The sequence below is a fragment of the Paenibacillus sp. FSL K6-0108 genome, assembly GCF_045040695.1.
In the GTDB taxonomy this organism is placed as follows: domain Bacteria; phylum Bacillota; class Bacilli; order Paenibacillales; family Paenibacillaceae; genus Paenibacillus; species Paenibacillus pabuli_B.
The window spans coordinates 3641038-3666394 of sequence record NZ_CP150288.1; the positions used below are offsets into that span (position 1 = coordinate 3641038).

Annotated in this window: 23 protein-coding genes; 21 read left to right on the forward strand and 2 right to left on the reverse strand. The window is 48.6% G+C overall.

Translation table 11 applies throughout. The features are described 5' to 3' along the window. Positions 1–83: 83 nt before the first annotated feature. The 21 genes from uraD (at position 84) to MHB49_RS16635 (ending at position 23803) form a co-directional block, all read left to right on the forward strand. Positions 84–971 (forward strand): 2-oxo-4-hydroxy-4-carboxy-5-ureidoimidazoline decarboxylase, encoded by an 888-nt coding sequence (uraD, locus tag MHB49_RS16535; protein WP_405156924.1) that lies wholly within the window; start codon positions 84–86, stop codon positions 969–971. Between the two features lie 38 nt (positions 972–1009). Continuing rightward, on the forward strand, positions 1010–2416 hold the full coding sequence (allB, locus tag MHB49_RS16540; RefSeq protein WP_405156925.1) for an allantoinase AllB: 1407 nt from the start codon (positions 1010–1012) through the stop codon (positions 2414–2416). Then, positions 2413–3726, forward strand: coding sequence for a Zn-dependent hydrolase (locus MHB49_RS16545; protein WP_405156926.1), 1314 nt, complete (start codon positions 2413–2415; stop codon positions 3724–3726). The genes allB and MHB49_RS16545 overlap by 4 nt, the downstream gene beginning before the upstream one ends. 12 nt (positions 3727–3738) lie before the next feature. After that, positions 3739–4980, forward strand: coding sequence for a pyridoxal-phosphate-dependent aminotransferase family protein (locus MHB49_RS16550; RefSeq protein ID WP_405156927.1), 1242 nt, complete (start codon positions 3739–3741; stop codon positions 4978–4980). Further along, positions 4974–6569, forward strand: a complete 1596-nt coding sequence (gene ggt / locus MHB49_RS16555) for a gamma-glutamyltransferase (RefSeq protein ID WP_405156928.1) — start codon at positions 4974–4976, stop codon at positions 6567–6569. The genes MHB49_RS16550 and ggt overlap by 7 nt, the downstream gene beginning before the upstream one ends. 261 nt (positions 6570–6830) lie before the next feature. Further along, a complete protein-coding gene (locus MHB49_RS16560) occupies positions 6831–8153 on the forward strand; it encodes a 5'-deoxyadenosine deaminase (RefSeq protein WP_405156929.1) in 1323 nt (440 codons plus the stop codon). A 119-nt stretch (positions 8154–8272) separates the two neighbouring features. Beyond that, complete coding sequence (locus MHB49_RS16565) at positions 8273–9586, forward strand: XdhC family protein (protein WP_405156930.1); 1314 nt, start codon at positions 8273–8275, stop codon at positions 9584–9586. Next, positions 9528–10181, forward strand: a complete 654-nt coding sequence (locus MHB49_RS16570; RefSeq protein ID WP_405156931.1) for an NTP transferase domain-containing protein — start codon at positions 9528–9530, stop codon at positions 10179–10181. The genes MHB49_RS16565 and MHB49_RS16570 overlap by 59 nt, the downstream gene beginning before the upstream one ends. 145 nt (positions 10182–10326) lie before the next feature. After that, a complete protein-coding gene (locus tag MHB49_RS16575) occupies positions 10327–10545 on the forward strand; it encodes a hypothetical protein (protein WP_405156932.1) in 219 nt (72 codons plus the stop codon). After that, entirely contained in the window at positions 10490–11404 is a 915-nt protein-coding gene (locus MHB49_RS16580; protein WP_405156933.1) for an FAD binding domain-containing protein, read from the forward strand. The genes MHB49_RS16575 and MHB49_RS16580 overlap by 56 nt, the downstream gene beginning before the upstream one ends. A 71-nt stretch (positions 11405–11475) precedes the next feature. Next, positions 11476–13815: a xanthine dehydrogenase subunit D gene (gene pucD / locus MHB49_RS16585; protein ID WP_405156934.1), complete on the forward strand. Its 2340-nt coding sequence runs from the start codon at positions 11476–11478 to the stop codon at positions 13813–13815. After that, on the forward strand, positions 13812–14342 hold the full coding sequence (locus MHB49_RS16590; protein ID WP_405156935.1) for a (2Fe-2S)-binding protein: 531 nt from the start codon (positions 13812–13814) through the stop codon (positions 14340–14342). Before pucD ends, MHB49_RS16590 begins: the two co-directional genes overlap by 4 nt. Before the next feature lie 349 nt (positions 14343–14691). Beyond that, the gene (locus MHB49_RS16595) at positions 14692–15048 is read left to right on the forward strand and encodes a hypothetical protein (RefSeq protein WP_405156936.1); all 357 of its coding nucleotides are present in this window, start codon (positions 14692–14694) and stop codon (positions 15046–15048) included. 164 nt (positions 15049–15212) lie between these two features. Further along, positions 15213–16160 (forward strand): helix-turn-helix transcriptional regulator, encoded by a 948-nt coding sequence (locus MHB49_RS16600; RefSeq protein ID WP_405156937.1) that lies wholly within the window; start codon positions 15213–15215, stop codon positions 16158–16160. 66 nt (positions 16161–16226) lie between these two features. After that, positions 16227–16793: a DinB family protein gene (locus MHB49_RS16605; RefSeq protein WP_405156938.1), complete on the forward strand. Its 567-nt coding sequence runs from the start codon at positions 16227–16229 to the stop codon at positions 16791–16793. Continuing rightward, positions 16790–17341 carry an EVE domain-containing protein gene (locus tag MHB49_RS16610; RefSeq protein WP_405156939.1) on the forward strand — a complete coding sequence of 184 codons (552 nt, stop codon included), beginning with the start codon at positions 16790–16792 and terminating at the stop codon, positions 17339–17341. Before MHB49_RS16605 ends, MHB49_RS16610 begins: the two co-directional genes overlap by 4 nt. A 667-nt stretch (positions 17342–18008) precedes the next feature. After that, positions 18009–19085, forward strand: coding sequence for a class II fructose-bisphosphatase (gene glpX / locus MHB49_RS16615; RefSeq protein ID WP_247902925.1), 1077 nt, complete (start codon positions 18009–18011; stop codon positions 19083–19085). A 274-nt stretch (positions 19086–19359) separates the two neighbouring features. Next, positions 19360–20409, forward strand: coding sequence for a LacI family DNA-binding transcriptional regulator (locus MHB49_RS16620; protein ID WP_405156940.1), 1050 nt, complete (start codon positions 19360–19362; stop codon positions 20407–20409). A 102-nt stretch (positions 20410–20511) separates the two neighbouring features. Beyond that, positions 20512–21684, forward strand: coding sequence for a Gfo/Idh/MocA family protein (locus MHB49_RS16625; RefSeq protein ID WP_405156941.1), 1173 nt, complete (start codon positions 20512–20514; stop codon positions 21682–21684). Between the two features lie 160 nt (positions 21685–21844). After that, positions 21845–22573 (forward strand): ThuA domain-containing protein, encoded by a 729-nt coding sequence (locus tag MHB49_RS16630; protein WP_405156942.1) that lies wholly within the window; start codon positions 21845–21847, stop codon positions 22571–22573. Between the two features lie 123 nt (positions 22574–22696). Continuing rightward, positions 22697–23803, forward strand: coding sequence for a Gfo/Idh/MocA family protein (locus MHB49_RS16635; protein WP_405156943.1), 1107 nt, complete (start codon positions 22697–22699; stop codon positions 23801–23803). A gap of 105 nt (positions 23804–23908) precedes the next feature. Here MHB49_RS16635 and MHB49_RS16640 read toward each other — a convergent pair whose 3' ends face one another. Together MHB49_RS16640 and MHB49_RS16645 are read right to left on the reverse strand one after the other, a co-directional pair. Continuing rightward, a complete protein-coding gene (locus MHB49_RS16640) occupies positions 23909–24727 on the reverse strand; it encodes a radical SAM protein (protein WP_405156944.1) in 819 nt (272 codons plus the stop codon). After that, entirely contained in the window at positions 24724–25311 is a 588-nt protein-coding gene (locus MHB49_RS16645; protein WP_247902931.1) for a bifunctional transcriptional activator/DNA repair enzyme AdaA, read from the reverse strand. The genes MHB49_RS16640 and MHB49_RS16645 overlap by 4 nt, the downstream gene beginning before the upstream one ends. Between the last annotated feature and the right edge of the window lie 46 nt (positions 25312–25357).

Below are 25357 nucleotides of genomic sequence, written 5' to 3' on the forward strand. Positions count from 1 at the left end.
AATTTGCGTGAATATTGTTGTCGCAGTACAGAGAGACACTTAAAATGAAGAACAATAATCTATAGAAGACCGGAGGTTCTAACATGGGCGACTTAATAAGACTCGTTAACAACTGGTCTATCACACAATTCGTGCATACATTTGGCGGACTATTTGAAGAATCACCTTGGGTGGCAGAGCGTTCCTGGTCTTCACGACCATTTGACTCATTTGGACAAATGATGAAAGTGATGAACAATATAGTTCAGACATCTGAGGAAAAGGCGAAGTTGCAGCTGCTTTGCAATCACCCGGATCTCGGAGCACGAATCAGCATGAGCAGCAATTCCGTTCAGGAACAGGCTGATGCAGGCCTTAATTCACTCTCGGAGGAGCAATATAACGAACTTAGTCAATTAAATAAAGAATATACAGGCCGATTCGGTTTTCCTTTTATATTGGCGGTGAAAGGTCACACAGCTGAGTCTATCCTGGAGTCCATGCGGAAGCGCAATCGGAGAGGAAGAGAGGAAGAATTCCAGACCGCCCTGAAGGAAGTATTCAAGATTGCATCCATTCGTTTGGAGCAGTGGCTTGTACAGATGGGCCACAGTGTGCCGCCGGTTGGAGGAAGGATTACTACGCATGTTTTGGATACATCCAAGGGCATCCCGGCTGCTGGTGTGCGGGTTGAGCTTTATGTGCTGAACAGGGACGGCGAGAAGGAAAGTGCAATGAAAATTGCTGAGTCGGTGACCAATGCCGATGGGCGTCTAGATGCACCTTTGCTTGAAGGCGAGAAGCTTGTGAAGGCCGTCTATGAACTTCAATTCAACGTTGAAGAGTATTACATGCAGCAATCCACTGAAGAATTTGGGCAGGCGTTATGGACAATGGTTCCGATTCGATTTGTCGTAACTGATGCCATGAGTCACTACCACATTCCTTTATTGATCGCTCCAGGTGCTTACAGTACATACCGGGGAAGCTGAGATGCACGAAACCGACTTGGATTAGGGAGGGCATCCATATGACAAGATTAGATACGATCATCCGGGGAGCCCGGGTTGTATTGAGAGATAGCATCGAAGAACTGGATATTGGCATTACAGGTGAAAAAATAACCGCTTTGTCTCCACAGCTTGAAGGTGATGAAGCCACTGAAATTATAGAAGCAAATGGACTTACCGTAATGCCAGGCGCGGTAGACATTCATGTTCACTTCAATGAACCTGGACACGCAAGCTGGGAAGGATTCAAATCCGGATCAGCATCACTGGCTGCTGGCGGAATTACAACATATGTGGATATGCCGCTTAATGGCGTTCCCCCAACGATAAGACCGGATGCCTGGGATTCAAAAATGAAAGCAGCCGATGGTCAATCTTATGTTGATTTTGCGTTCTGGGGAGGGCTTGTTCCCGGCAATCGGGCCGAGCTTGCGCCTTTGACTGAAAGGGGTGCGGCAGGGTTTAAAGCATTTATGTCCGAACCCGGTGGAGAAGGGGAAGACATATTCGCAAGAGCGGATGACGATACCCTTTTGAAGGGCATGTATGAGATTGCAAAGCTAAACCGTGTGTTGGCGCTTCATGCCGAAGACGAAGCAATGGTTGCTGAACTGGCGACCAGAAGTATTGCAGCTGGACGAACCGGACCGATGGATTACGTACAATCCCGTCCAGCAGAAGCCGAAGTTCGAGCGGTGTCCCGAGCGCTGCAGTATGGGGAGCAAACCGGATGTGCACTGCATTTTGTTCATATCAGTACACGGAAAGCACTTGATCTGATTGCAGAGGCGAAACTGCGCGGTCAGGATGTAACTGCGGAAACATGTCCGCATTATCTTACTCTGACAGATGAGGATGTCGTCCGGTTGGGAGCTGTAGCTAAGTGTGCGCCGCCATTACGGAGTCAAGTTGAGCAAGATCAGTTATGGGATGCGCTGGCAGCAGGACTAATTGATGTGATCGCATCCGACCATTCTCCCTGTCCGCCATCGATGAAACAATCTGAACATTTCTTCGAAATCTGGGGTGGTATCTCGGGAGCGCAAAGCACGCTGCTGCTGATGTTGGAGGATGGACATCTTCAGCGAAATATAGCCCTGCCGTTGCTCGGAAGAGTTCTGGCTCTGCAACCTGCCCAAAGGCTTGGATTAGAGAGTAAAGGTGAAATCGCTATCGGCAAAGACGCGGATCTGGTGCTAATTAATTGGGAGGTAACTACAACTTTAAATGCGGATGACCTGCACTACACACATAAGCAGAGTCCGTATGTGGGACGCACATTTTCTTCCAGTATTGAAGCTGTGTTCTGCCGGGGTACACAAGTATACAGTTTACTCACAGGATTATCGGGTGAACCTTTAGGACGGTTTATCCGTGCGAACTCATCTGTTCCAGTTGGGATTGAAGGAGCGGAGGGGATATCATGAACGACTTTGAAGTACACGCATCAGCTGAAACGGAATTTCCCATTCAGCCTTTGCCCCAATTGGAGCAGGTGCAGCTGCAAAGCATGCTTGACTGGTTGTCCACCTATGGTGCTGATCTCCAGGGAGGTGTTACACGTCTGTTGTATGACCAAGCATGGTGTAAGGCACAGCATGCACTTGCGACAAAAATGCAGGAGAAAGGGTTGACTCCTGCATTTGATCAATCGGGAAACCTGTATGGAACACTTAATGGTAATCGTACGGGTGCAGGAATGGGAAAAGGAATCGAAGAGGCACCGATTGTTACAGGGTCCCATATCGATACGGTGGTGCATGGCGGGAAGTATGACGGCGCCTACGGGGTAGTTGCAGGAGTGCTGGCATTAGAATATCTGAAGAACCATTTTGGGACACCTAAACGAACACTCCAGGTGGTGTCCCTGTGCGAAGAAGAAGGCAGCCGATTCCCCTTCGCTTACTGGGGATCACGGAGCATAACAGGGGTTAGTGGGTTGGAAGAAGTGCAGCATTTGAAGGATCAAGCTGGCATTACCTTTGCACAGGCAATATGTAATGCCGGTTTTGGACCCGATAGTGGGCATAGAACGGCTTCACACACGTATGGTGCATTTATCGAGCTTCATATTGAGCAAGGTCAGGTCCTTGAACGATTGGGCCATTCGATTGGTATTGTATCGGACATTGTAGGTCAGAAACGTTTTAGCATTACAGTAATTGGCGAAGCCAATCACGCGGGAACTACACCGATGGCCTGGCGCAAGGATGCACTTGCAGGTGCAGCCGAGATGATTACAGCCGTTAGAAGCATTGCGCTGGAGGCAGGTGAACCGCTTGTAGCCACCGTGGGACGAGTAACAGCGGAGCCGGGTGTTGGCAACGTTGTTGCTTCTCGAGCGGTATTCTCCCTCGATATTCGGCACATCCGGCAAGAGAGCATCGATCGCTGCTGGCAAGAGATGCTTCAGGCTTTTAGCCGGATTGCAGCCGAGCAACAACTTGAACTGAACTGGGAAGAACACTTGTCTGTCACACCTATTCCGATGAATGAACAGATTACCGCAGACATTCGCGGTATCTGTGAAATGGAACAGCTATCCTATATACACATGCCAAGCGGCGCAGGACATGATTCGCAGATCTTTCAGCCAGTTTGCCCCACAGCAATGATTTTTGTCCCTAGCCGGGATGGTATTAGTCATAATCCTCTTGAATATACAGCTGAAGAGGACCTGATGAAAGGTTTCCGGGTTTTGGTTCAGTTACTTTATAAATACGGTTACGGGAGTTGAGTGAAGATGTCGATGTCCAACTATAAAGAGTTATCCCCTTCCTTGCGGACGATCATGACACCGGGGCCAGTTGAAGTCGATCCCAGAGTGCTGCGGGCATTGTCCTTCCCGATTCTGGGGCAGTTTGATCCGGAGTTCACTTCCCTGATGAATGAGACGATGGCGATGCTGCGTGAACTGTACATGACAGATAACAAATGGTGTTATCCGGTAGATGGCACATCCCGCTCAGGAATTGAAGCCATGCTGGTCAGCCTGATTGAGCCGGGGGACAAGGTGCTGGTCCCGATCTATGGACGGTTCGGGCATCTGTTAGTTGAAATATCGGAACGTTGTGGAGCCGAGGTTGTCTTTTTTGAAACAGAGTGGGGAACGGTATTTGATCCCGAAGAGGTAATCAAGGCGATCCACACACACAAGCCGAGTCTGGTCGCGATGGTTCATGGCGAGACTTCAACGGGGCAAATGCAGCCTCTCGCGGAGATTGGCAAAGCCTGTCGTGAACTCGATATTTTACTACTGATTGATGCGGTAGCCACTATTGGCGGTACACCTGTCGAGACAGATGTCTGGCATCTGGATGCAGTGATGGGTGGAACGCAGAAGTGTTTGTCTGTTCCATCCGGGATGGCGCCATTAACATATAACAGCCGTGTGGAGAAGAAACTGATGAGTCGTAAAACCGTCGAACGGGGTCTCCGGGATGCAACAAGTGCTCGGGCTGAAGGGCGCACGATTGCTAGCAATTATTTTGACCTCAGCCAACTGCAGGACTACTGGAGTTCGGCACGGTTGAACCATCATACGGAAGCTACTTCGATGCTCTACGGTCTTCACGAAGGACTGCGGATTTTGCTTCAGGAAGGTCTGGATGCCCGTTTCCAGAGACATCGGATGAATGAACGTGCATTAGTCGCGGGAATTCAGGGCATGGGGCTCAAACTGTATGGAAACATATCCAGCAAACTTCCTGTAGTCACTTGTATCGAAATTCCGGACGGCATTGACGGTGAGTCGGTACGCAGTATGCTTCTGAATGATTTTAGTATTGAGATTGCGAGTTCGTTCGGACCATTAAAAGGCAAGATTTGGCGAATAGGCACGATGGGCTTCAGCTGTCAGCGCAAAAATGTACTGCATGTGCTGGGTGCTTTGGAAGCTGTCCTGCTACGACATCGCCATGCATTGCCAGCAGGTGAAGCAGTGCAGGCGGCGCTGGATGTGTATGCCGGGAAGGAGGGCGCCTTATGTTGAACCAGATGCCGATATCCAGGGAGGTGATGGTCACCTCCCCTCATTATTTGGCGAGTGCGGTTGGCAGTTCAATACTCTCGCAGGGTGGCAACGCTTATGATGCCGCTGTTGCGGTTAGTGCTGTATTGGGCGTAGTCTATCCCCACATGACAGGGCTTGGCGGAGATGCCTTCTTTCTGATTCACGACGGAGCAAGTGGCGAAATAACGGCCTACAACGGAAGCGGTCGTTCAGCAGCAGGTATTCATGCTGACACGTTCAAAGCAATGGGGATGAGCGCCATTCCTCAGCGAGGCGTCCTTAGTGCGATTACTGTTCCTGGAATGGTCGATGCCTGGTGGGAAGTCTGGTCCCGCTATGGGAAGTTACAATGGGAAGAGATACTTGAACCAGCTGCGCAATATGCAGAAAAAGGATGCCCTGTATCCCGAAATCTGCGCCAGTGGATGGAACGTGATGAGGATTTCATTATGGGGCATACACCGCTGCGAGCGGTATTTGCCCCGTTGAGTACACTTTTGCAGAAAGGCGATCTGCTCTTGCAGCCTGAACTGGCCTCATCCATTCGCCTAATTCAGGCAGGTGGACGCGATGTTTTTTATACCGGTAAACTGGCAGAGCAGCTAACTTCGGCAATTTGTGAGGATGGCGGCATGCTTACCCCAGCGGATTTCGCGGCTCACAAGGGAGAGTGGGTGAAACCGGTCAGCACCGACTACCGTGGTTATCAAGTTCACCAGATGCCGCCCAATTCACAGGGATTCTCCATGCTGATGATGCTAAATATGCTGGAGCATATTGATCTTTCTTCTGTGGCGCGAACGTCCCCAGAGTTCTATCACCTGATGGCTGAAGTGGTGAAAAAGGCTTTTCGTGACCGCGATCGTTATCTCACGGACCCGGAGTTCAGGGATATTCCGTTGGAAAATCTGTTATCCAAGGTTTACGGAGACGAATTGTGGAGCGAGATTCAGTCTGCTCCAGCTGTGGCACAGCCTTTTCTGTCCAAAACGATGGGTCAGGATACGGCTTATGCGGCAATTGTAGACAATGAAGGCAACGCCGTCTCATTTATTCAGAGTCTATACTTTGACTTTGGCGCTGCTTATGTACCGGGAAATACGGGTGTGATCATGCAGAATCGCGGTTCCTTTTTCTCGCTTGATTCGAAGGACGCCAACGTATTGGAACCGAACAAACGCTCATTCCACACCCTAATGCCAGGACTTGTCACTCGTAACGGAAAACCTTATTTGCTCGTTGGCACACAAGGTGGCGAGGGCCAGCCCCAGACACAGTTATCGGTTCTAACGGGTGTGCTGGACTATGGTCTGAACATTCAGGAGGCAATCGGTCTCCCGCGTTGGGTGTATGGACGCACGTGGGGTGAAGAAGGTGACACGATGCGAGTAGAGAACCGCTATCATGACGACGTATGTAACACGCTTGCCCGATGGGGGCATAATGTCGAAGCCAGAGCACCGTGGGATGGGATTATGGGGCAGTCACAAGGGATTGTTATCCATGAAAATGGCATGATTAGCGGGGCAGCAGATCCCAGAGGAGACGGCATGGCTATTGGGTGGTAATTTCCTTTCCTTCGACGATAACGGAGAGCGTGGAGCCTGAAGCGTTAACGAACATGAGACACGTTGTATCGGAATTCATCGACGTTCCTCGCATTTTCTCATGAGATTTCAGGAAATATCGTATCTGGTATTTGGTATTTTTTACGCTTGAAAAAAGAGGGCCTTGAGCCAAATAAGACGTCCTAGGTTCCTTGGAAAATCGTATATATCCTTTAGTTGTACTTATTATAGATACGTTTGATATAGATAGGGGAGATTATCATGGGAACGATCCTGCTAAAAGGTGCACAGCTCGTCACAATGAATGCAGAAGAGGATGTATTTACGGGAGATCTGCTAATTGAGGATAACAAGATCAAAGAAATTGCAGAGCATATTGATGTTCAGGCAGATCAGGTCATTGATGCTCGAGGCAAAGTGCTGCTGCCAGGTTTTATCCAGACGCATATTCATCTGTGTCAGACCTTGTTCCGCGGGCGTGCGGACGATCTGGAACTGATGGATTGGCTTCGACAACGCATCTGGCCGCTTGAGGCAGCGCATGATGAGGAATCAGTCTACTACTCGGCGATGCTCGGCTTGGGCGAATTGATCTCCAGCGGTACAACGACCATATTGGATATGGAGACGGTGCATCATACCGACTCGGCTTTTCAGGCGATGGCGCAGAGCGGCATTCGAGTAATCTCCGGTAAAGTGATGATGGATCACGGGGATGAAGTTCCTGAACCGCTGCGTGAAAATACGGCTGCCTCGCTGCAGCAAAGTGTCGATTTGCTGGAGAAATGGAACGGATTCGGCGGCGGACGCATTCAGTATGCGTTTTGTCCACGTTTCGTCGTCTCGTGCACCGAGGAATTATTGGTTGAGGTTCGTGACCTGTCGAATAAGTACCATGTGAAAGTGCACACCCATGCCTCCGAAAATCGTGGCGAGATCGAACTGGTTGAACACGAACGCGGCATGCGCAACATTGTCTATCTGGATCATATCGGTCTGGCTACCCCAAGATTGGTGCTTGCCCACTGTGTATGGCTGAGTGAGGAAGAGAAGGAGATTATTCGCAAACGCGGTGTAAAAGTCACCCATTGTCCCGGATCGAATATGAAACTGTCCTCGGGTATTGCGGATATTCCTGATCTGCTGAATCGCCAGATTGCGGTAGGGATTGGTGCCGATGGTGCACCTTGTAACAACAATCTGGATATGTTTCAGGAGATGCGCCTCACTGCGCTTATTCAGAAGGTGCCACATGGCCCAACGGTGATGGATGCCCGGACGGTGCTGCGCATGGCAACAATGGGTGGAGCAGAAGTGTTAGGCATGTCCAAGGAAATCGGCAGTCTGGAAGTGGGTAAAAAGGCAGATATGCTGCTGCTGGATCTGAATGATTTCCATACCTATCCTTCCTATGAGACCGATGTGTACTCCCGTGTAGTCTATTCCGCAACGCGCAGTTGTGTGGACACCGTTATTATTGATGGAAGCATCGTGCTCAAAAATCGGAAGATTCAAACGATTGATCGTGGCATCGTGCTTCGTGAATCGGATAAAAGTATTGCCAGATTGATGACACGCATCTAATCGAATCCAACCGGAAGAAGCTTACCAAGACTACTATCTGAACTGAAGTTGGGTATTCAACTATCACTTGGAAGCTCTGGTTCACCTCTTCGGATCCTAATCCTGAAAGGATGGAGACAATGATGGAAATGCATGATCTGTGTGCAATTGCAGCGCGGGAACCGCGCTGTGTACTCGCAACAGCGGTTAAGGTAGAAGGTCATGCTTACCGTAAGCAGGGGGTCTCTATGCTTTTGACTGGAGAAGGTGAAATGTATGGCAGTATCAGTCCCGGTTGTCTGGAGAGTGATCTGCAGGCCCGGGTGGAACATGTGCTGGATACAGGGCAACTGGAATTCGTAGAGTATGATATGCGTCCCGAAGATGATCTGTCCTGGGGGGAAACAATTGGCTGCGGCGGGTTAATTATAGTGCTGCTGGAACCGGTTTGTAGTGAACTCAGGGCAGCTATGGCCCATATGCATACGTGTTTTCAATCCGGATCAGCCGTGGAATTCACCCGTTCGTTTTACAATCGCTACACAAGGATTCATTATATGATAAAGCTCGCTGGGGATGCAGAAAGCCGGACATCCTTGCGCACTTCGCTGAGAGCCAAAGAGGGAGGTGCCGGGAAGAAGGCAGGACCCGCATCCGATGAAGAGCATGGAGCTCACCATTTCGACTTCACCTGGAGCTTGGACATAGAAGGCAGTCCAAATAAGGCCATAGAATCGCCTCAAAATCCAATAGATACACTGGTTACAGTGAACACACCGCGCCTTTCGTTGGTCGTTATTCATCCGTCTGAATCTGGTTCGGTCGCATCTGATTTTGAAAAGAGTGATTTCCAGAGGGATGGATTGACTGAGGCAGGGCGGTGGGATATCCCTCTACTGATCTCTGCAAAATATGCGCCCAAACCCCGTCTGATTATTGTTGGGGCCGGAAATGATGTGATTCCTGTCGCCCGTCTGGGCAAATCAGCCGGATTTCGTGTGGTTGTAGCTGATTGGCGAGAAACTTTGTGCACAACTGAACGGTTTCCGGGTGCTGAGCTTGTCCGCGGTTTCCCTCGTGAGATCATGCCTGTACTGGATATCCAAAGCGTGGATTATATCGTATTGATGAGTCATCAATTTCCGAGAGAACGGGAGTTTCTTGAATTGCTTGAAGATCGAAACTATGCATACCTTGGCATTATGGGATCCAGAACACGTACAGCACGCTTGCTGAACAATCTCCCCCCACTAAAACATTTGCATTCACCCGTCGGCTTGACCATTGGTGCCGACGGACCGGAAGAGATCGCAATCAGTATCGCAGCAGAACTTATTGCTTGTAAGCGTGCGGCTTCTGCCGCAGAACGTGGTTACGTACAGAGGGGGATTGCGCATGCGACTGACGGGCATAGTGCTAGCAGCAGGGAAGAGCAGCCGACTGGGTCGGGATAAACTGTCTATTGTCATGCCTGATGGAAAGTGTTTGGCTGCCTGGACCCTGGAAGCTGCCTTAAATTCGGATTTGGAGCAGGTCATCTGTGTGGTCAAACCGGAGGATTCATTGGCGTGGATTCCCTCTGTACACCTCAATGTTGCTTCGTATAGCATAACGCCCATTACTCCTGATACGAGGACGAGGCTTCGGATTGCAATCTGTACCGATTATGCGTATGGCATGGCCATGTCTCTGCAATGTGGCATTTTGTCTGCCATGGCGTACCGAACAGAAGGTGTGATGATGATCCTGGCAGATCAACCGTTATTGCAGGCGCGGGATATAAACAGGGTTGCTGAGGCGTTAGCCGCCAACAAGCGATGTGATTATGCAGCGGCTACGGACGGAGAAGGGGGCAAACCTCCCGTAGCTTTTCGCGAGCATATGTTAGGGCCTCTTTTGTCCCTCAGTGGAGATGAGGGAGCGCGAAGGATTATGCTTAACAGCAAATATGCAGGTACGCATGTATCGTTGTCTGATTATTGCTTCTGGGACGCAGATACCGAACCAGAGCTGGAGCGTATTTTGGATTATGTGAATGGATTAAGTTAAGTTAAATGCTGATCACAACAGAAGGAGCGTACCGCTCGTATATCGTTTTTGATGTAATCAGGTCAACCAGACCTTCTGGTTGGCCTCTTTATTGATTTTTTCTGTGGGGAATGAATTAGCTTGTGTTAGATTTTGAGAGTAATTAATGCATCAGGCACAACTCGATCCACGTATTTATACATTTATCCAAAATGATGTGAAGATAATTGACGTAACTCTTGAAGTCCCATATGATTTGAACAATTATTTGGATCATTCGGTCATATCCAACGTCCCGCAGATTCCAGGTAGAGAAGGGAGATGGAACGATGGTCATGCCGGCATATGGATCTGGAGCTCAGCCAACGGTTTGGCAGCCCGTTAATTTGGAAGAACTTCAAGCATTGAAGAGTAAACTGTTCGGGAAATATTGTTTTGCTGCAGGGGCGACTTTATTACGCACCCAGTGGGAAGGTGGTCTTGTTCCAGTACCTGAGCATATGATCAGTCTTGCTCGTATTCCAGGTGCGAGCGGCGTATATGTGGATGGAGAAGATTTGGTCATCGGAGCGCTGACGCGATTGAATCAATGTGCCACAGACGTTCAGCTGCAACAACTGCCCTTATTTCATTCCGCAGTGGACGCCATAGCTGCTCCATCTATTCGGAATGTGGCGACCATTGGCGGCAACATCGTATCAGGAGTGGGTGACTCCATACCGGCTCTCCTTGTCAACGATGCACAGCTGCAATGGATAACGGACAGCGGTACGGAGTTCCGCAGTCTTTCATCCTGGCTGAACGGTGGTCGTGACGGCAGTCGCAATCCGAATGATGTACTAATCGCCATTCATTTTCCGATGATGAGAAGGGCTATCCCAGATTCCCGTAGTGAACAGTCCTTAGTTGGGCGTGAGATTTCATTTTATCGTAAGCTGGGTCGGCGGGAGGCCTTTACAGCATCGCTGGTGACGATTGCATTTCACGGGGAAGTAGGTGCAGATGGCCGCTGGAATAAGATCGCGATCGCTGCAGGTGGAGGTACAGGGATGGCAATGCGTCTTCCCGACGCGGAAAAGTTGCTCCTTGGTAGCGAGGCTTCTGTTATGCAGGCTTCAGCTCTCGCTGCAGCGGTTGAAACGGAGTTCGAGACTTATGGTGATGCATTCGCTACAGAACAGTACCGCAAACAAACGGCAGGTAATATGCTCGGTGCCGGACTCTGGGAAGCACTTCGCTTATAGAAGAGAACCGATTTGGAGAAGTGAAGCGTAAGCCTAACTGCTTTCTGGGGGGAGAAAAGGGGAGAGATAGCATGCTGTTGAATCGGGATAATAGTGGAAAACGCTGGCACCTGCGGCCAGACGGGGTAGACAAAGTAACAGGACAGCTTCAATATCTGACAGACATGACGCTGCCCGATATGATCCATGGAAGGGTCCTTCGAAGCTCCTACCCCTATGCCCGCATATTGTCTATAGATATTACCGGAGCTGAGGCCATGGAGGGCATATTTGCCGTACTTACCTTCAAAGATGTGCCTGGATTGAACCGCTTCGGCATTGCAACTCCAGACCAGCCTGTTTTTTGCGAGGATGTCGTACGTTATGTCGGTGATGCTATTGCCGCGGTTGCTGCAGATTCCCCGGAACGTGCAGCACTTGCTATGGAATCAATCAAGGTAGAGTATGAAGAATGGACTCCGCTGGACAGCACCGAGGCTGCACTGGCATCTGGTGCACCAGAGCTCCATGAACATGGCCCCGGCAATGTGCTGCACCGTACCGAAATCAAGCGTGGGAACGTAGATGAGGGCTTTGCTGCATGCGAATATATTGTGAGTGAGACGTATTATACCCCTCGCCAGATGCATGCCTATATGGAGACAGAAGGTGGGTTATTTGTTCCTGATGAAAGTGGGAGACTTCATGTCTACGCGGCTACACAGCATGGTTACAAGGACAGGATGCAGCTCTCCCGAATTATTGGGTGTCCCGAAGAGGATATTCGGGTTGTCTCATCTCCGATTGGCGGTTCTTTTGGCGGGAAAGATGAACTGAACGTACAGCCTTATGGCGCACTCCTTGCCTTAAAATGCGGACGTCCTGTGAAAATGCACAATTCTCGGAAAGAATCCGTGCGTGCAGGACTGAAACGTCATCCGATGAAAATTGAAATGCAGACCGGCATCAGCCGTGAGGGGATGATTCAGGCACACCGAGTCCGCATTACCGCAGACACAGGCGCATATGCCACCTTGGGAGCACCTGTCCTGAATTTTTGCACTGAACACTGCCTGGGGCCTTATTCCATCCCTCATGTGGATGTGGAAGGCATCTCGGTGTATACGAATAATGGGGTGTCGGGAGAGTTTCGCGGATTTGGCGGCAATCAGGCGATCTTTGCAATGGAGGGTCAGATGGATCGACTCGCCGAGATGATGAATATGGACCCCTGGGAGTTTCGGAGACGCAACATGAGGGAAAAGACCGATCCTGGGCCGTTAAATCAACGGATTCTGGTCACAGATGGACTGTCCCAAGTATGGGAGGCGATGGACCGTTCGGAGTTATGGCAAAAACGAAAACTTCAGAATCCCCCGGAAGATCTTGCTCTGCCTCCCTGGATTAAACGCGGTGTCGGTGCAGCCATCGCCATGCACGGGGCAGGGCTGGGATATGGCATTCCCGATCCGGCGGGTGGGCGACTATCCTTAAATGCCGCAGGCAAGATTGAAGTGGCATTTAGTTACGAAGAATTCGGTCAGGGACTTATTGCCACACTTGAAATGATGCTCTGCGATTTGTTCCAGTGCTCAACATCTGATCTAAGCATCATTATTGGAGATACGGATCGAGTACCGCACAGTGGTTCAAGTACTGCTTCGCGTTCAACGACAATGGCCTGGATGGCTCTTCAGCGACTACAGACACCATTCCGTTCCAAAATTTTGTCAGCAGCCTCCGCTTTGTCAGGAATTCCAGCAGACGAACTGATCACTGGAATAGGGGGAGTATGGTGTCAGGGACAGATTGCTCCGGAAGTTACAGCGAATGATACGACGATAAATCCCAGATTTGTTGTTTCTTACGTAGATCTAGCGAAGCATGGAGAAACGGAAGACTGGATTTTTGATACCCAATTCGAATATCCGACTACGCCGGACAATGTTGTTGGCGGGCATTATCTATATACGTATGCGGCAGTGGCAGCAGAAGTGGAGGTAAACACGCTAACCGGGGAAGCCAAATTGCTGGATACGAGGCATGTGGTTGCTCCTGGCCCTGTCATCAATCCAATGGGATTCATCGGGCAGATCGAAGGCGGAAGCGTGATGGCTCTAGGTTTTACATTGACCGAGGACGCCGTGATGCAGGACAGCCACTATATAACATCCAATCTGGACACTTACCTGATTCCGACGATTCGAGATATACACACGAACCTGGAGATAGAGGCGATTGAAGATCTGCCAGAGGGTGATTCGTTTGGACCGCGGGGAATAGGCGAGATCGGTTCAGTTGCACTTGCTCCGGCCATAACCGCTGCGATTCATCAGGCGACTGGAGTGTGGGTTAATCGATTGCCTGTTCCGCGAGATCAACTGATCAAACCACTGGATGTACCGCTCCAGAAAGGAGTGAGTTCATCATGACAGTACCTTTGAGCAGTTGCTGGACAGCCGTTGTGAATGGCGAAGAGAAACATTTACAGATAGCCCAGACAACCCGTCTTGTGGATGTACTGCGGACCCATTTGAATCTGACCGGAACGAAAGTTTCCTGCGAGGTCGGTCGCTGCGGTGCTTGTATGGTACTGATGGATGGAGAGCCGGTCAATTCCTGTCTCGTTATGGCTTATCAATGTGTTGGCAGTGAGATAACAACAATAGAAGGGCTACATGGTGAAAAGGAAGACGAGTTGCATCCGATTCAGCAGGCTTTTTTGGAAGAGGGCGGCTTCCAATGCGGATATTGTACTCCGGGAATGGTGATTTCCACCAAGGCATTGCTGGATCGCTATCCACAGCCTAGTCAGGAACAGATTGAAACGGGATTATGCGGAAATCTGTGCCGCTGCACGGGATATGGAGGTATTCTTCGGGCGGTTCGAACCGCAGGAGAAACCTGTTTAAATTCATCTATTTTAACAACTGTAGTGAAGAAAGTGAATGACCAGTAAATGAATAACTGGATTAAAGAAGACCGAGCGCTGGAGGGCATTATCTCCGTTTCGCTCGGTCTTTATTTTCTAAACGTTAATATTTGATAATGTACCATCCGCCCCAAGTCGAATAATTCAGCCCATTTCCATAATTACGATCAGCTGTTTGTGGATTACAAATCGATTTGACTCGAAAAGCCGTGTGAATTGTGGTTTAACTTCACTAACATCCTTATGATTAGAGAACACTTCCTTGGATTAAATTCTAGTAAATGTAATATAAGGTGATTATGTTATGGTAAAATGGCGACAAAAGCAAGATGATTATCACAAATAATTCCCATTTTATTTATAAGGAGGAAGAGTAATGACAAAATTTATTCCTAGAAAACTCAATTTCGTATTGCTGCTTTTGGTTGCACTCTGTTCAGGATGTCAGGCAAATAATGATCAGGGGGGGACGAGTGCATCCATTCCCTTAAAAGAACTGAATACTCTGGCTGAGAAAGGAGACCTCCTGACATGGAATGATTTTGCTGCGTACCCTTATGAAGATGAAGGATCGGGATTATATATTCGGAAATACAACATAGAAGGCGGTCATCAATTGATAATTAGCGGTAAAAGTTTGGACAAAAAACCAGATCGTATGTATGTGGTGAATAAAGCTGGGGAAAAAATCGACCTTTTAAAAGGAAATATCAAAAAAATGAACTTAAAGTAACGTAACAATCATTGTGTAAGCTTATTTTTTGAATGACCTCATAAGCTGTATCTATATTGCTTGCTAACTATGTCTAATATGCTTTTCATTTGTCCATATGTTACTTATAATAGATGTCCAATGAAGATGGTGTGATTGACATTACATACAAGGAGGGGTGATTCGTGAACAAATCGGATCGTATGCTGGCCATTGTTCTTGAGCTCCAGCGGGGGAAGGTTCAACGTGCGGAAGATTTAGCCTTCTTATTTGAAACAAGCGTTCGAACCATATACAGGGACATTCAGGCGTTGTGTGAAGCAGGGGTTCCTGTGGTGGGAGAACCCGGAGTAGGATATTCACTTATGGAAGGATACTTTTTGCCTCCGATCAGCTTGACAGCTGAAGAAGCGGTTACACTTCTCATCGGACTTGATTTTGTCGAACAGCGCTTCGATAACTATTACCGGAGTACATCCCTTACGTCCCGTTCCAAAATTGAAGCAATTCTGCCCGGGCCTCTCCAAGAAGAGGTTGGCCAGATAAGACAGGGAATCCGTCTGCTTCGTTCAGCGGACAGTGATGCACGCGAGCGGGAGATTGAACATATGAGTCTCATCCGAACAGCAATGCAGCAAAAGCTCAAAATCCGCTTTCATTACCATAAGCCTGGAACGGTTAATGAAACCGTGCAAAAGACCGTTCGACTGTCTTCCCCTTACGGGATGCTATGGATGCAAGGTTCATGGATGCTGATTGCCCGATGCGATTTGCGACAGGAGATTCGTCATTTTCGTATATCCCGCATGAGTAATCTGGAAATTAGCACTGATCCGTTCGAGCTTCCTCCCGGTTTTAATATTCATAGCTATTCACCGCCTGACAACCGAGACGTCCATGTACGTGTGTGGTTTCATAGTCGCATTGCAGACAGAGTGATTGAGGCTAACAATTACTACATGGAGAAATCAGAATTGCAATCAGATGGATTATACGCAGATTTTCGTGTAAGACATCCAGAAGACGTTCTGCGTTGGATACTTGGCTGGGGAGCGTCGGCTTTGGTTTTGGAGCCAGAATCGTTGAGGGTCCGCATTCGCGAAGAAGCAAGCAATCTTCTTAAACGCTACTGACATAACGCTGTCAGTAGCGTTTGTGTATGATCGGTTTATAACCGATTGAAGGAGCTGTGTATTTGCATGGAAACGATAAGATCAAGGAATAACAATGAGATTCGAAGACAATTTGAAATAACGCTTGAACGTTATATGCAGGAACTGGAACAGATGAGTGATGATCAGTTAAGCTACAAACCCAGTGAGGTTGAGTGGTCGGTGGGCCAGATGTACCAGCATTTAATTCAATCTGCGTTGAAAATGCATTTAGCTAATGCCTTAACTTGCATTAGTGCAGACGAGGAGACGGGCACAAAGACAGATCATGGAAAAACTGAAGCAGGTGAAGCTGTTTTTGCACAAGCAAGTTTTCCACCGATACGTATTCACGTTCCTGCTTCTCCTGAGTATACTCCCCTCCAGTCGGATGGAAGAGAATCAATAATTCAAGGACTCAGCGTGGTAAGGGAAGAAATGCGGAGAATGGAGGTTCTACTGAAAGGAACTACGCGCAAATCTACGTTGCCCCATCCAAGATTTGGCGGTTTGAATGCAGAGGAGTGGTTTGTATTGGTCGAGATGCATTATCGCCATCATTTTTTGCAGCTTGAGCGCCTGAATACGGCATGGGAAGAACGTGAGCAGAGATGAATGAACGGGAAAAACATGATTTGATCGTGAATAGCAAAGAAATTGAGCAGATTCATACAAGTGAACTCCTGCCTCCCGAGTTAGATGAATCCGACAAAAAAGGACACCGCTACTGGATCGGCGTTGTGTCCGCTTCCCATGTAGAGAAAGGGGTGGAAGGGGGCTTCGCCCAGCTCTGTCACGGCAAGGTATCATCTCTGCGCAGAATGAATGCTGGCGATTGGCTGATCTATTATTCGCCGCGAACAAGCATGCAAGGAGGCAAAGTACTTCAAGCATTCACCGCCATAGGGCGCGTAGTAGACAATCAGGTGTACACGTACCATATGACGGATTCCTTTGTACCGTATCGGAGGAATGTTAAGTATTATCCCTGTCAGCAGGTGAAGATCGCTGATTTACTGGATCAATTGATCCTTACTCGGGGACAGACACGATGGGGATATCATTTTAGATATGGTCATTTGCAGATTCAAAGAGAGGATTTTCTGAAAATTGCAGTTGCCATGTTGGGGGCTGAGGTAGAAACTCACTCGCTAAGCTTATAGCTTAGACAAAAAGCCAAATCAGATTGAAGTAGGGTTAAAGACAGAAAAAAAATCGACCTTGTAAAAGAAAATATGAAAGATTTGATTTATTTGTAACGTAACAATTATTATGTAAACTTATTATTTTCGATGGCCCCCATAAGCTATATCTATAATTCCAACTATATCCAAGGGGTTTATAGAGCAGGATTAAGGCGGATTTTTAGTTCGAATCTTTGAAGAAAATGCCCTCATATAACCTCTTCAATATTATTGCTTTGGCATTTCAGAATAGTTGTAATGACCTCATTAAAAATCGTTTTCGATAAATGTGATAAAGGATAAGTATTTTCTTTATAGAGGCGATTTATGTGTCTTAACAACGTTGTTATATGATATTTAGTATTCTAATTTGTTCTTGTTACACTCTCAACATGTTAAAGATGGAGTTTCAAACAGAATAGGTGGAGTCAAGTGCTTCAAAACACATTTATTTAGCGGGATCGACCAGTAAAATGGCATGTTCAAAGCTGTGTAAATGTGTTCATTTATCGACAAGGAACAGTATAGGCCAATTTTCCAGAATCGGGCTATCACGTCCGTTTTAGATCAATTTCATATGGATTTGCGATGGATTTAGTACCGCTTTCAATGTATGCTTTTGAAAACTGGAAAGGAAGTGGGAAAAATGGAACGCGAACTGGCGTTGGAAATTGTCCGAGTAACAGAATTGGCTGCGTTAGCTTCTGCACCCTGGATGGGGCGGGGCGACAAGAACAGTGCAGATGAGGCGGCTACTTTGGCTATGCGCGCCATGTTCGATTCCGTGTCCATTCGCGGCACGGTGGTAATCGGTGAAGGAGAAATGGATGAAGCACCCATGTTGTATATCGGCGAGGAAGTCGGCAACGCCGAGGGACCCGAGGTTGACGTGGCTGTAGATCCTTTGGAAGGTACAGAGATTGTAGCCAAGGGCCTGAACAACGCTTTATCGGTTATTGCAGTGGCGGGAAAAGGCAACCTGCTCCACGCACCGGATATGTACATGGAGAAACTGGCTGTAGGGCCGGCTCTGGTGGGCAAGGTCAGTATTGAAGATCCGGTTGAGGTGACATTGGAGAAAGCTGCCGTTGCATTAAATAAAAATATCTCAGACCTTACTGTCATGATTCTGGACCGTGTTCGGCATGAGAGCACAATCAAAACGCTGCGCAAAGTTGGAGTGCGGATCAAGTTCCTTAGTGATGGTGATGTTGCTGGTGCAATGGCACCTGCGTTCCCGGAGGCTGGAATTGACCTGTATGTTGGATCAGGAGGAGCACCTGAAGGTGTGCTTGCTGCAGCCGCATTGTCTTGCCTGGGTGGCGAAATTCAGGGTCGCCTAATGCCTGCGAACGCAGACGAATTCCAGCGCTGTCTACAAATGGGGATCGATAATCCCTACAAAGTGCTAACGATGCAGGATATGATCGGTACGGAAGATGTTATTTTTGCTGCAACAGGTGTTACTCCGGGTGAGATTCTTGGCGGTGTACGCTACCTCGCAGATGACCGGGCAGAGACCGATTCCATTGTCATGCGTGCCAAAACCAAAACGATTCGTTTTATCCGTTCTCAGCATTTCCTTCCCAATAAGGAAGTGCTGCACAAAGTAAGGCAGCTTCAATCAACACCTGAGCCTTCGGATCGCATTCCGGCTAATGTCACCATCTTGGAACAGGCCGAGTTCAGTCAATCGTCAGTTGGCAACGGTGTGACGACTTAAATCGGGTCTGTACTAGTGTGGGCTTGGCTGGTCGATATGAAAAAATCATGCGAATTCATCTGAAAAACAGTGGGGAATATGGGACAAGTTACAAGTGAATATAGTAAGTAAAGGTAGGGGGATTTGTTTACACAAATCCTCTTCTTTTTTTGTGTTAAAAGCATTGACAACGGTTACAACACATGAGAAGATGTACGCGCGTACATAAATATCATTTTTTAAACAATTCCATCTGATTTACATGTATTTAGGGAACGTGAAGGAGGTGAATTCCATGGCATCCCGTAAAGAAGTGGCTGATCTTGCCGGTGTTTCTGAAGCTACAGTATCCCGAGTTCTAAATGGTGTTGGTCCTATTAAAGAGGAAACCCGTCGCAAGGTCATTGAAGCTTCCGAGCAATTGGGTTACGTGCCAAGTGCTCTGGCCCGCAGCTTTGCGAGAAGTAAGAGCGGCAACCTCGGCGTGGTGTTACCTTACGTTCCGAAGGCGCACTTGTTCTCGGCGTATTTCTTCTCGGAAATGCTGAGCGGCATTGGAAGCAAAGCCAGGGACAGCGGCATGGACCTTCTGGTCATGTTCAGGACACCGGGTGAAGTGATGAATTATACGGATCTGTTCCGCCGTCAGAAAGTGGATGCTTGCATCATTCTCGGCGCGCGAGATGATCATGGGGAACTAAAAGCCTTGCAGCAGCTCCAGCAGGAAGGACATCCCTTTTGCATTATGAACCAGCACTATGCAGGCGAGTCATTCATGGAAGTGGATGCCGATCATGTGGAGGGAAGCAGGCTGGCCATACGCCACCTTACCGATCAGGGGTACCGAAATATCGCATTTCTCAATGGCCCGGATAGTTATTCCAACAGTCAGGAGCGGCTTCAGGGTGTTCAGTTTGGACTGAAGGAAGCCGAAATGAATGTGGATTCCAGTCTGCTGCTGGAGGGGAATTACAGCAGACGTAGCGGGGTGGAAGCGGCTGCCACCATTGCAGCCCGTCTTAACGAGATTGATGCTGTATTTGCAGCCAATGACCGGATGGCAATCGGTGTAATGCATGGTTTGCGAGAGCGCGGAATCAAGGTTCAGGACTTCCCCGCCTTCGTGGGTTACGATGACTCCGATGCGGCCGAGATGGCAGTTCCACCGCTGAGCAGCGTCAGGGTTCCCTTTTTTGAAATGGGAGAACTCGCTGCATCGAAGCTTATACATGAATCATTGAGGGCAACAGCTTCAACTGCGAGTTCCGGAGTCACCTCCGACACTGCAAGGCAGTTGTTGCCTACAGAGCTTATTATCCGTGCATCTTCAATCCGTAATTCATAACTATGATAACAACGATTGGAAGGTTGTTCTGTCATCGGAATGGCAAGTGTAAATACGCTTTAGTTCAAACTGTATAGCTATATCCCAAAGGAGGAAATGACCATGTCAAATCGTCTTCGTGTCGGAATGGTTGGATACAAATTTATGGGGAAAGCCCACAGCAACGCTTATCGCAGTTTGCCCATGTTTTTCCCGTCTGCCCCGTTACAGCCTGAGATGTCAGTAATCTGTGGTCGTAACGAGCAGGGAGTGCAGGAGGCTGCAAGTCAGTTCGGATGGTCTGAAAGTGTAACGGATTGGCGTGAACTGGTACGACGTGATGATATCGATCTGATTGATATTAACGCTCCTAGTGATGCCCATAAGGAAATCGCACTCGAAGCCGCTCGCCAGGGTAAACATCTATTTTGTGAAAAGCCGCTGGCTCTGTCGCTTGCTGATTCGCGTGAAATGCTGCAGGCTGCGGAAGAAGCAGGAGTGGCACACATGGTCGGATTCAACTATCGTTTCTCTCCGGCTGTGCAGCTGGCCAAAGAATTGGTGCAAAGCGGACGTTTGGGCAAAATCTATCATTTCCGCGCGTTTTTCCTTCAGGACTGGATTATGGACCCTACCTTCCCGCTGGTATGGCGTCTACAAAAGGAAGTGGCAGGTTCCGGCTCGCATGGCGATCTCGGCGCACACTTGATTGATCTGGCACGCTTCCTGGTTGGCGAATTCAAGGAAGTGATCGGAATGAGCGAAACGTTCATCAAGGAGCGGCCGCTTGCCTCGGAAATGACCGGACTTAGCGCCAAAGGCAGCTCAAACGCAGATGCTCCGAAGGGCGAAGTGACGGTCGATGATGCCACTTTGTTCCTCGCACGGTTTGCAGATGGTGCGCTGGGCAGCTTCGAAGCTACACGCTTTGCCGCAGGTCATCGCAGTACCAATTCGTTCGAGATCAACGGCAGTCTGGGCAGCGTCCGATTTGATTTTGAACGGATGAATGAACTGGAAGTGTATTTTACGAAGGACGATGAAGATGTACAGGGCTTCCGCCGTGTTCTGGCGACTGACCCGGCACACAAATATGCTGAGGCCTGGTGGCCTGCGGGACATACAATTGGATTTGAGCATACGTTCACGCATGAATTGCTGGAGTTGGTGACTGCAATCTCCGAAGGACGGCAGCCTGAACCAAGTTTCCACGATGGTGTTGCCTGTCAAGCAGTATTGGAAGCCGTTGAACGTTCTGTTACAGAACGACGTTGGGTGTCGTTAGAAGAGATGTGAGTGAACGACCACTGAAATTTTGAAGCGGGAGTCATATGGACACTTTTTTAACAGAAATAAGATAGTAAAAAGTAAGTAATTTGACCTTGGAGAGCTACTGGGTTTGCGCAAGGTCCGATAGAATGACAATAACTTAACTTCGGAAAGCGAGTGATGGGTGATGAGCAAAGCACTAATCGTATGGGGCGGTTGGGATGGACATGAACCGGAGCAAGTAGCAGCTATTTTTGAACGCATTTTGAAGGAAGAACAATTTGAGGTTGAAGTCTCGGATACGCTGGATGCATATGCGGATGCAGAGAAACTGCTGGGCCTGGATCTGATCATTCCACTGTGGACAATGGGACAGATTGAACAGGAACTGGTCAATAACGTATCTGCGGCTGTTCAGAGCGGCGTAGGTCTTGCGGGTCTTCATGGCGGGATGTGTGATGCGTTCCGCAACAACGTCGACTGGCAGTTCATGACGGGTGGTCAGTGGGTTGCGCATCCAGGTAACGACGGCGTGGAGTACACGGTTAATATGAAGCGTGGTTCGAGTCCGCTGCTGGATCATATTGAAGATTTTCAGGTGAAAAGTGAACAGTATTACCTGCACGTGGACCCAGCTGTGGAAGTGCTGGCAACAACACGGTTCCCTATTGTTAACGGTCCTCATGCAGCAAATGGCCCAGTGGATATGCCTGTCGTTTGGACCAAACGTTGGGGTGCAGGCCGGGTGTTCTACAACTCGCTCGGACATCATGCAGATATTGTGGAGATGAAGCAGGTTACCGAGATGATGCGCAGTGGTTTCAAATGGACAGCCGCAGGTAAAGCGCTCGCGCAGAGTCGCACGGACGCAGTGACGGAAGTATACACAGGAATGGCCGATAACCAAAGTCACTAATTTAATTGTTATTCCAAATCTAAGTCGAATCCGTTGATATATAAATCTTATTTACCCACATAACTGCGATATTAAGGTTGTTCTGGTAGCGCTATCAAGTGGGAACATGAAGGGAGTCCAAGCATGAAAACAATGAAAGTAGGCATTATTGGCTGCGGTAAAATCAGCGGTATTTATATGGAGAACTGTCACCGATTTGAGGTGCTTGATCTTGTTGCAGTTGCAGATCTCGACCGGACCAGAGCAGAGGAACAGGCGGCTGCCTATAATGTTCCTAACGTGTATACAGTGGAGGAAATTTTGGCAGACCCGGAGATTGATCTGATTATTAACCTGACGATTCCTGCCGTTCATGCGGATGTATGTTTGCGAGCACTTGAAGCAGGCAAACATGTCTATGTGGAGAAACCACTCGCCGTCACACGTGAAGAGGGTCAAGCAGTCCTGGAAACAGCCAAGCGCAAAGGTCTGCTTGTAGGCTGTGCGCCAGAGACATTCTTTGGTTCAGGCATTCAGACAGCACTCAAAATCGTAGAGGATGGTGTCATTGGCAAACCTGTGGCAGCCACAGCATTTATGATGAGCCGTGGGCATGAGCACTGGCATCCCGATCCAGAGTTCTATTATGCAGCTGGTGGCGGGCCGATGTTTGATATGGGGCCTTATTACCTGACTGCGCTTGTACAATTGCTGGGGCCAATCAAGTCCATTGCCGGTATGACAGGCAAAGCGATGGAGCAGCGGACGATCACGAGTGAGAAAAAGCGTGGTCAGAGCATCCCTGTTGAAATTCCGACGCATGTAGCCGGATTGTTGCAATTTGAACAGGGAGCCATCGGCACGTTGATTACGAGTTTTGACGTATTTGGCGGAAGTGTCTTGCCACCGATCGAAGTATACGGTACCCACGGAACCCTGCAGGTTCCTGACCCAAACACGTTCGGCGGACCGGTTCGTTACCGTTTGCTTGGTGATCAGGAGTGGACTGAGGTACCGCTTTTGCCAGGGTATCAGGAGAACACACGAGGCATCGGTGTCGCGGATATGGCTTATGCAGTGAACAGTGGTCGCGCTCATCGGGCCAGTGGAGAACTGGCGTACCATGTCCTTGAAGCTATGTGGGCGTTCCATGATTCATCGGATGATCAGACTTTTTACAAAATGGAAAGCACATGTCAGCGACCAGCTGCACTGCCGGCAGATCTTCCATTGTACACACTCGATCAGTAATTGATGATTAGATCCAGACAGGATATGAACTATAGCCCTGACTCCCGAACGAGGGAAGCAGGGCTATTTTCATTTTACATTTTATATCCATGCACAGATCACCCATCAGGGTTCGAATCCGGCCTGGCTAATCCAGATTTCATCTTCCTCAAAATGCGCCTTCATTCGCTGCACGACAACTTTGTGTGCCTCCGGGCTGTACCAGTCTTCCTTGCCCACTTGCTGATAGAGCGATTCCATGCCAAGTCTACGGGTGCGCTTGCCTTCACTGCCATCCCCCATGAAATAATCGTCAATGCATACCCGCTCGACGAGCGGTCTTAATATGGTTGCAAAGCTTTCACTGCTGGGCAATACTGGCGCAATCGCAGCCTGTGTAGGGATACCGGCATCTTTCAATTGTTCCAGTGCACGTAATCTGCCCGCAATTGGCGGAGCTGCTGGACTGAACTGCTTGCGGATATCGTCCAGATCCGTTTCCACGGTCATGCTGACACGGACACGGTCACCCAACTTTTGCAGCAGATCGATATCTCGAGTCACCAATGGGCTTCGGGTTTGAACCAATATAAAATCAGGTGGATGTTGGGCCATAACTTCCAGCAATGAACGTGTGATTTGCTCCTTATACTCAACAGGCTGATACGGATCGGTACTGGATGACATAAAAATAGTAACTTTACCTTTCGATTGTGCACGTTTCAGCTCTTTGGTAAGCACCTTGGCGGCTTCCTGTTTTACATCAACCCAGCTCCCCCAATCCTCTTTACGAAATAAAGAGACGGGCATTTGCCTTACATAACAGTAGGAACAGCCAAAAGCGCAGCCTGTGTAAGGATTCAGCGTGTGTGTATAACCAGTAAGGAACCCGGTTCCTTTGTTCAACAACGTTTTGGGTACTTTGTATACCAGGCTGGTCTTCATGATTCATCACGCCCTTGTTCACGGTAATTGGCAGGTGTGCATCCGGTATGTTTTCGAAATACAGTAATAAAATACGCCGGATTAGCTATGCCGACCTGACGCCCAATATCTGTTATGGTGAACCCGGTGCTTTTGAGCAATGTTCGAGCTACGGCAACGCGTTTTTCCTGAATATACTCCACCGGCGTTTGGCCCGTAATCCGTTTGAACACCCGATGCAGATGGTACGGACTACCATGACTAACATTCGCAAGAATATCTAGTGTCAGAGGTTCGGCGAAATGATGTTCGATATAGTCTGTTACAACGGAAATCCACTCCTGATCAGGGACTCGCTCGCCCGTTGGTTTGCACCGTTTGCATGGACGGAAATGTCGCGCCAAAGCTTCCTCAGGGTTGTTAAATATAAAAACATTCTCATAGTTGGGTGCTTTCGACTTACAGGAAGGTCTGCAAAAGATGCCTGTCGTCTTGACTCCGTAATAGAATTTACCGTCAAAGTTACTGTCGTTGTGGATAATGGCATTCCACTGTGTTTCATTTATAGGAACAGAATCTGTTTGATAGGGGTTGGGACTATCCATAAGAATCACCTCAAGACTCATTATACCCCTGATTCATTCAGAACGA

Coding starts and splice junctions, on each gene's coding strand:
- uraD (WP_405156924.1), top strand. CDS start 84: ATGGGCGACTTAATAAGACTCGTTAACAACTGGTCTATCACACAATTC.
- allB (WP_405156925.1), top strand. CDS start 1,010: ATGACAAGATTAGATACGATCATCCGGGGAGCCCGGGTTGTATTGAGA.
- MHB49_RS16545 (WP_405156926.1), top strand. CDS start 2,413: ATGAACGACTTTGAAGTACACGCATCAGCTGAAACGGAATTTCCCATT.
- MHB49_RS16550 (WP_405156927.1), top strand. CDS start 3,739: ATGTCCAACTATAAAGAGTTATCCCCTTCCTTGCGGACGATCATGACA.
- ggt (WP_405156928.1), top strand. CDS start 4,974: ATGTTGAACCAGATGCCGATATCCAGGGAGGTGATGGTCACCTCCCCT.
- MHB49_RS16560 (WP_405156929.1), top strand. CDS start 6,831: ATGGGAACGATCCTGCTAAAAGGTGCACAGCTCGTCACAATGAATGCA.
- MHB49_RS16565 (WP_405156930.1), top strand. CDS start 8,273: ATGATGGAAATGCATGATCTGTGTGCAATTGCAGCGCGGGAACCGCGC.
- MHB49_RS16570 (WP_405156931.1), top strand. CDS start 9,528: ATGCGACTGACGGGCATAGTGCTAGCAGCAGGGAAGAGCAGCCGACTG.
- MHB49_RS16575 (WP_405156932.1), top strand. CDS start 10,327: ATGCATCAGGCACAACTCGATCCACGTATTTATACATTTATCCAAAAT.
- MHB49_RS16580 (WP_405156933.1), top strand. CDS start 10,490: ATGGTCATGCCGGCATATGGATCTGGAGCTCAGCCAACGGTTTGGCAG.
- pucD (WP_405156934.1), top strand. CDS start 11,476: ATGCTGTTGAATCGGGATAATAGTGGAAAACGCTGGCACCTGCGGCCA.
- MHB49_RS16590 (WP_405156935.1), top strand. CDS start 13,812: ATGACAGTACCTTTGAGCAGTTGCTGGACAGCCGTTGTGAATGGCGAA.
- MHB49_RS16595 (WP_405156936.1), top strand. CDS start 14,692: ATGACAAAATTTATTCCTAGAAAACTCAATTTCGTATTGCTGCTTTTG.
- MHB49_RS16605 (WP_405156938.1), top strand. CDS start 16,227: ATGGAAACGATAAGATCAAGGAATAACAATGAGATTCGAAGACAATTT.
- MHB49_RS16610 (WP_405156939.1), top strand. CDS start 16,790: ATGAATGAACGGGAAAAACATGATTTGATCGTGAATAGCAAAGAAATT.
- glpX (WP_247902925.1), top strand. CDS start 18,009: ATGGAACGCGAACTGGCGTTGGAAATTGTCCGAGTAACAGAATTGGCT.
- MHB49_RS16620 (WP_405156940.1), top strand. CDS start 19,360: ATGGCATCCCGTAAAGAAGTGGCTGATCTTGCCGGTGTTTCTGAAGCT.
- MHB49_RS16625 (WP_405156941.1), top strand. CDS start 20,512: ATGTCAAATCGTCTTCGTGTCGGAATGGTTGGATACAAATTTATGGGG.
- MHB49_RS16630 (WP_405156942.1), top strand. CDS start 21,845: ATGAGCAAAGCACTAATCGTATGGGGCGGTTGGGATGGACATGAACCG.
- MHB49_RS16635 (WP_405156943.1), top strand. CDS start 22,697: ATGAAAACAATGAAAGTAGGCATTATTGGCTGCGGTAAAATCAGCGGT.
- MHB49_RS16640 (WP_405156944.1), bottom strand. CDS start 24,727: ATGAAGACCAGCCTGGTATACAAAGTACCCAAAACGTTGTTGAACAAA.
- MHB49_RS16645 (WP_247902931.1), bottom strand. CDS start 25,311: ATGGATAGTCCCAACCCCTATCAAACAGATTCTGTTCCTATAAATGAA.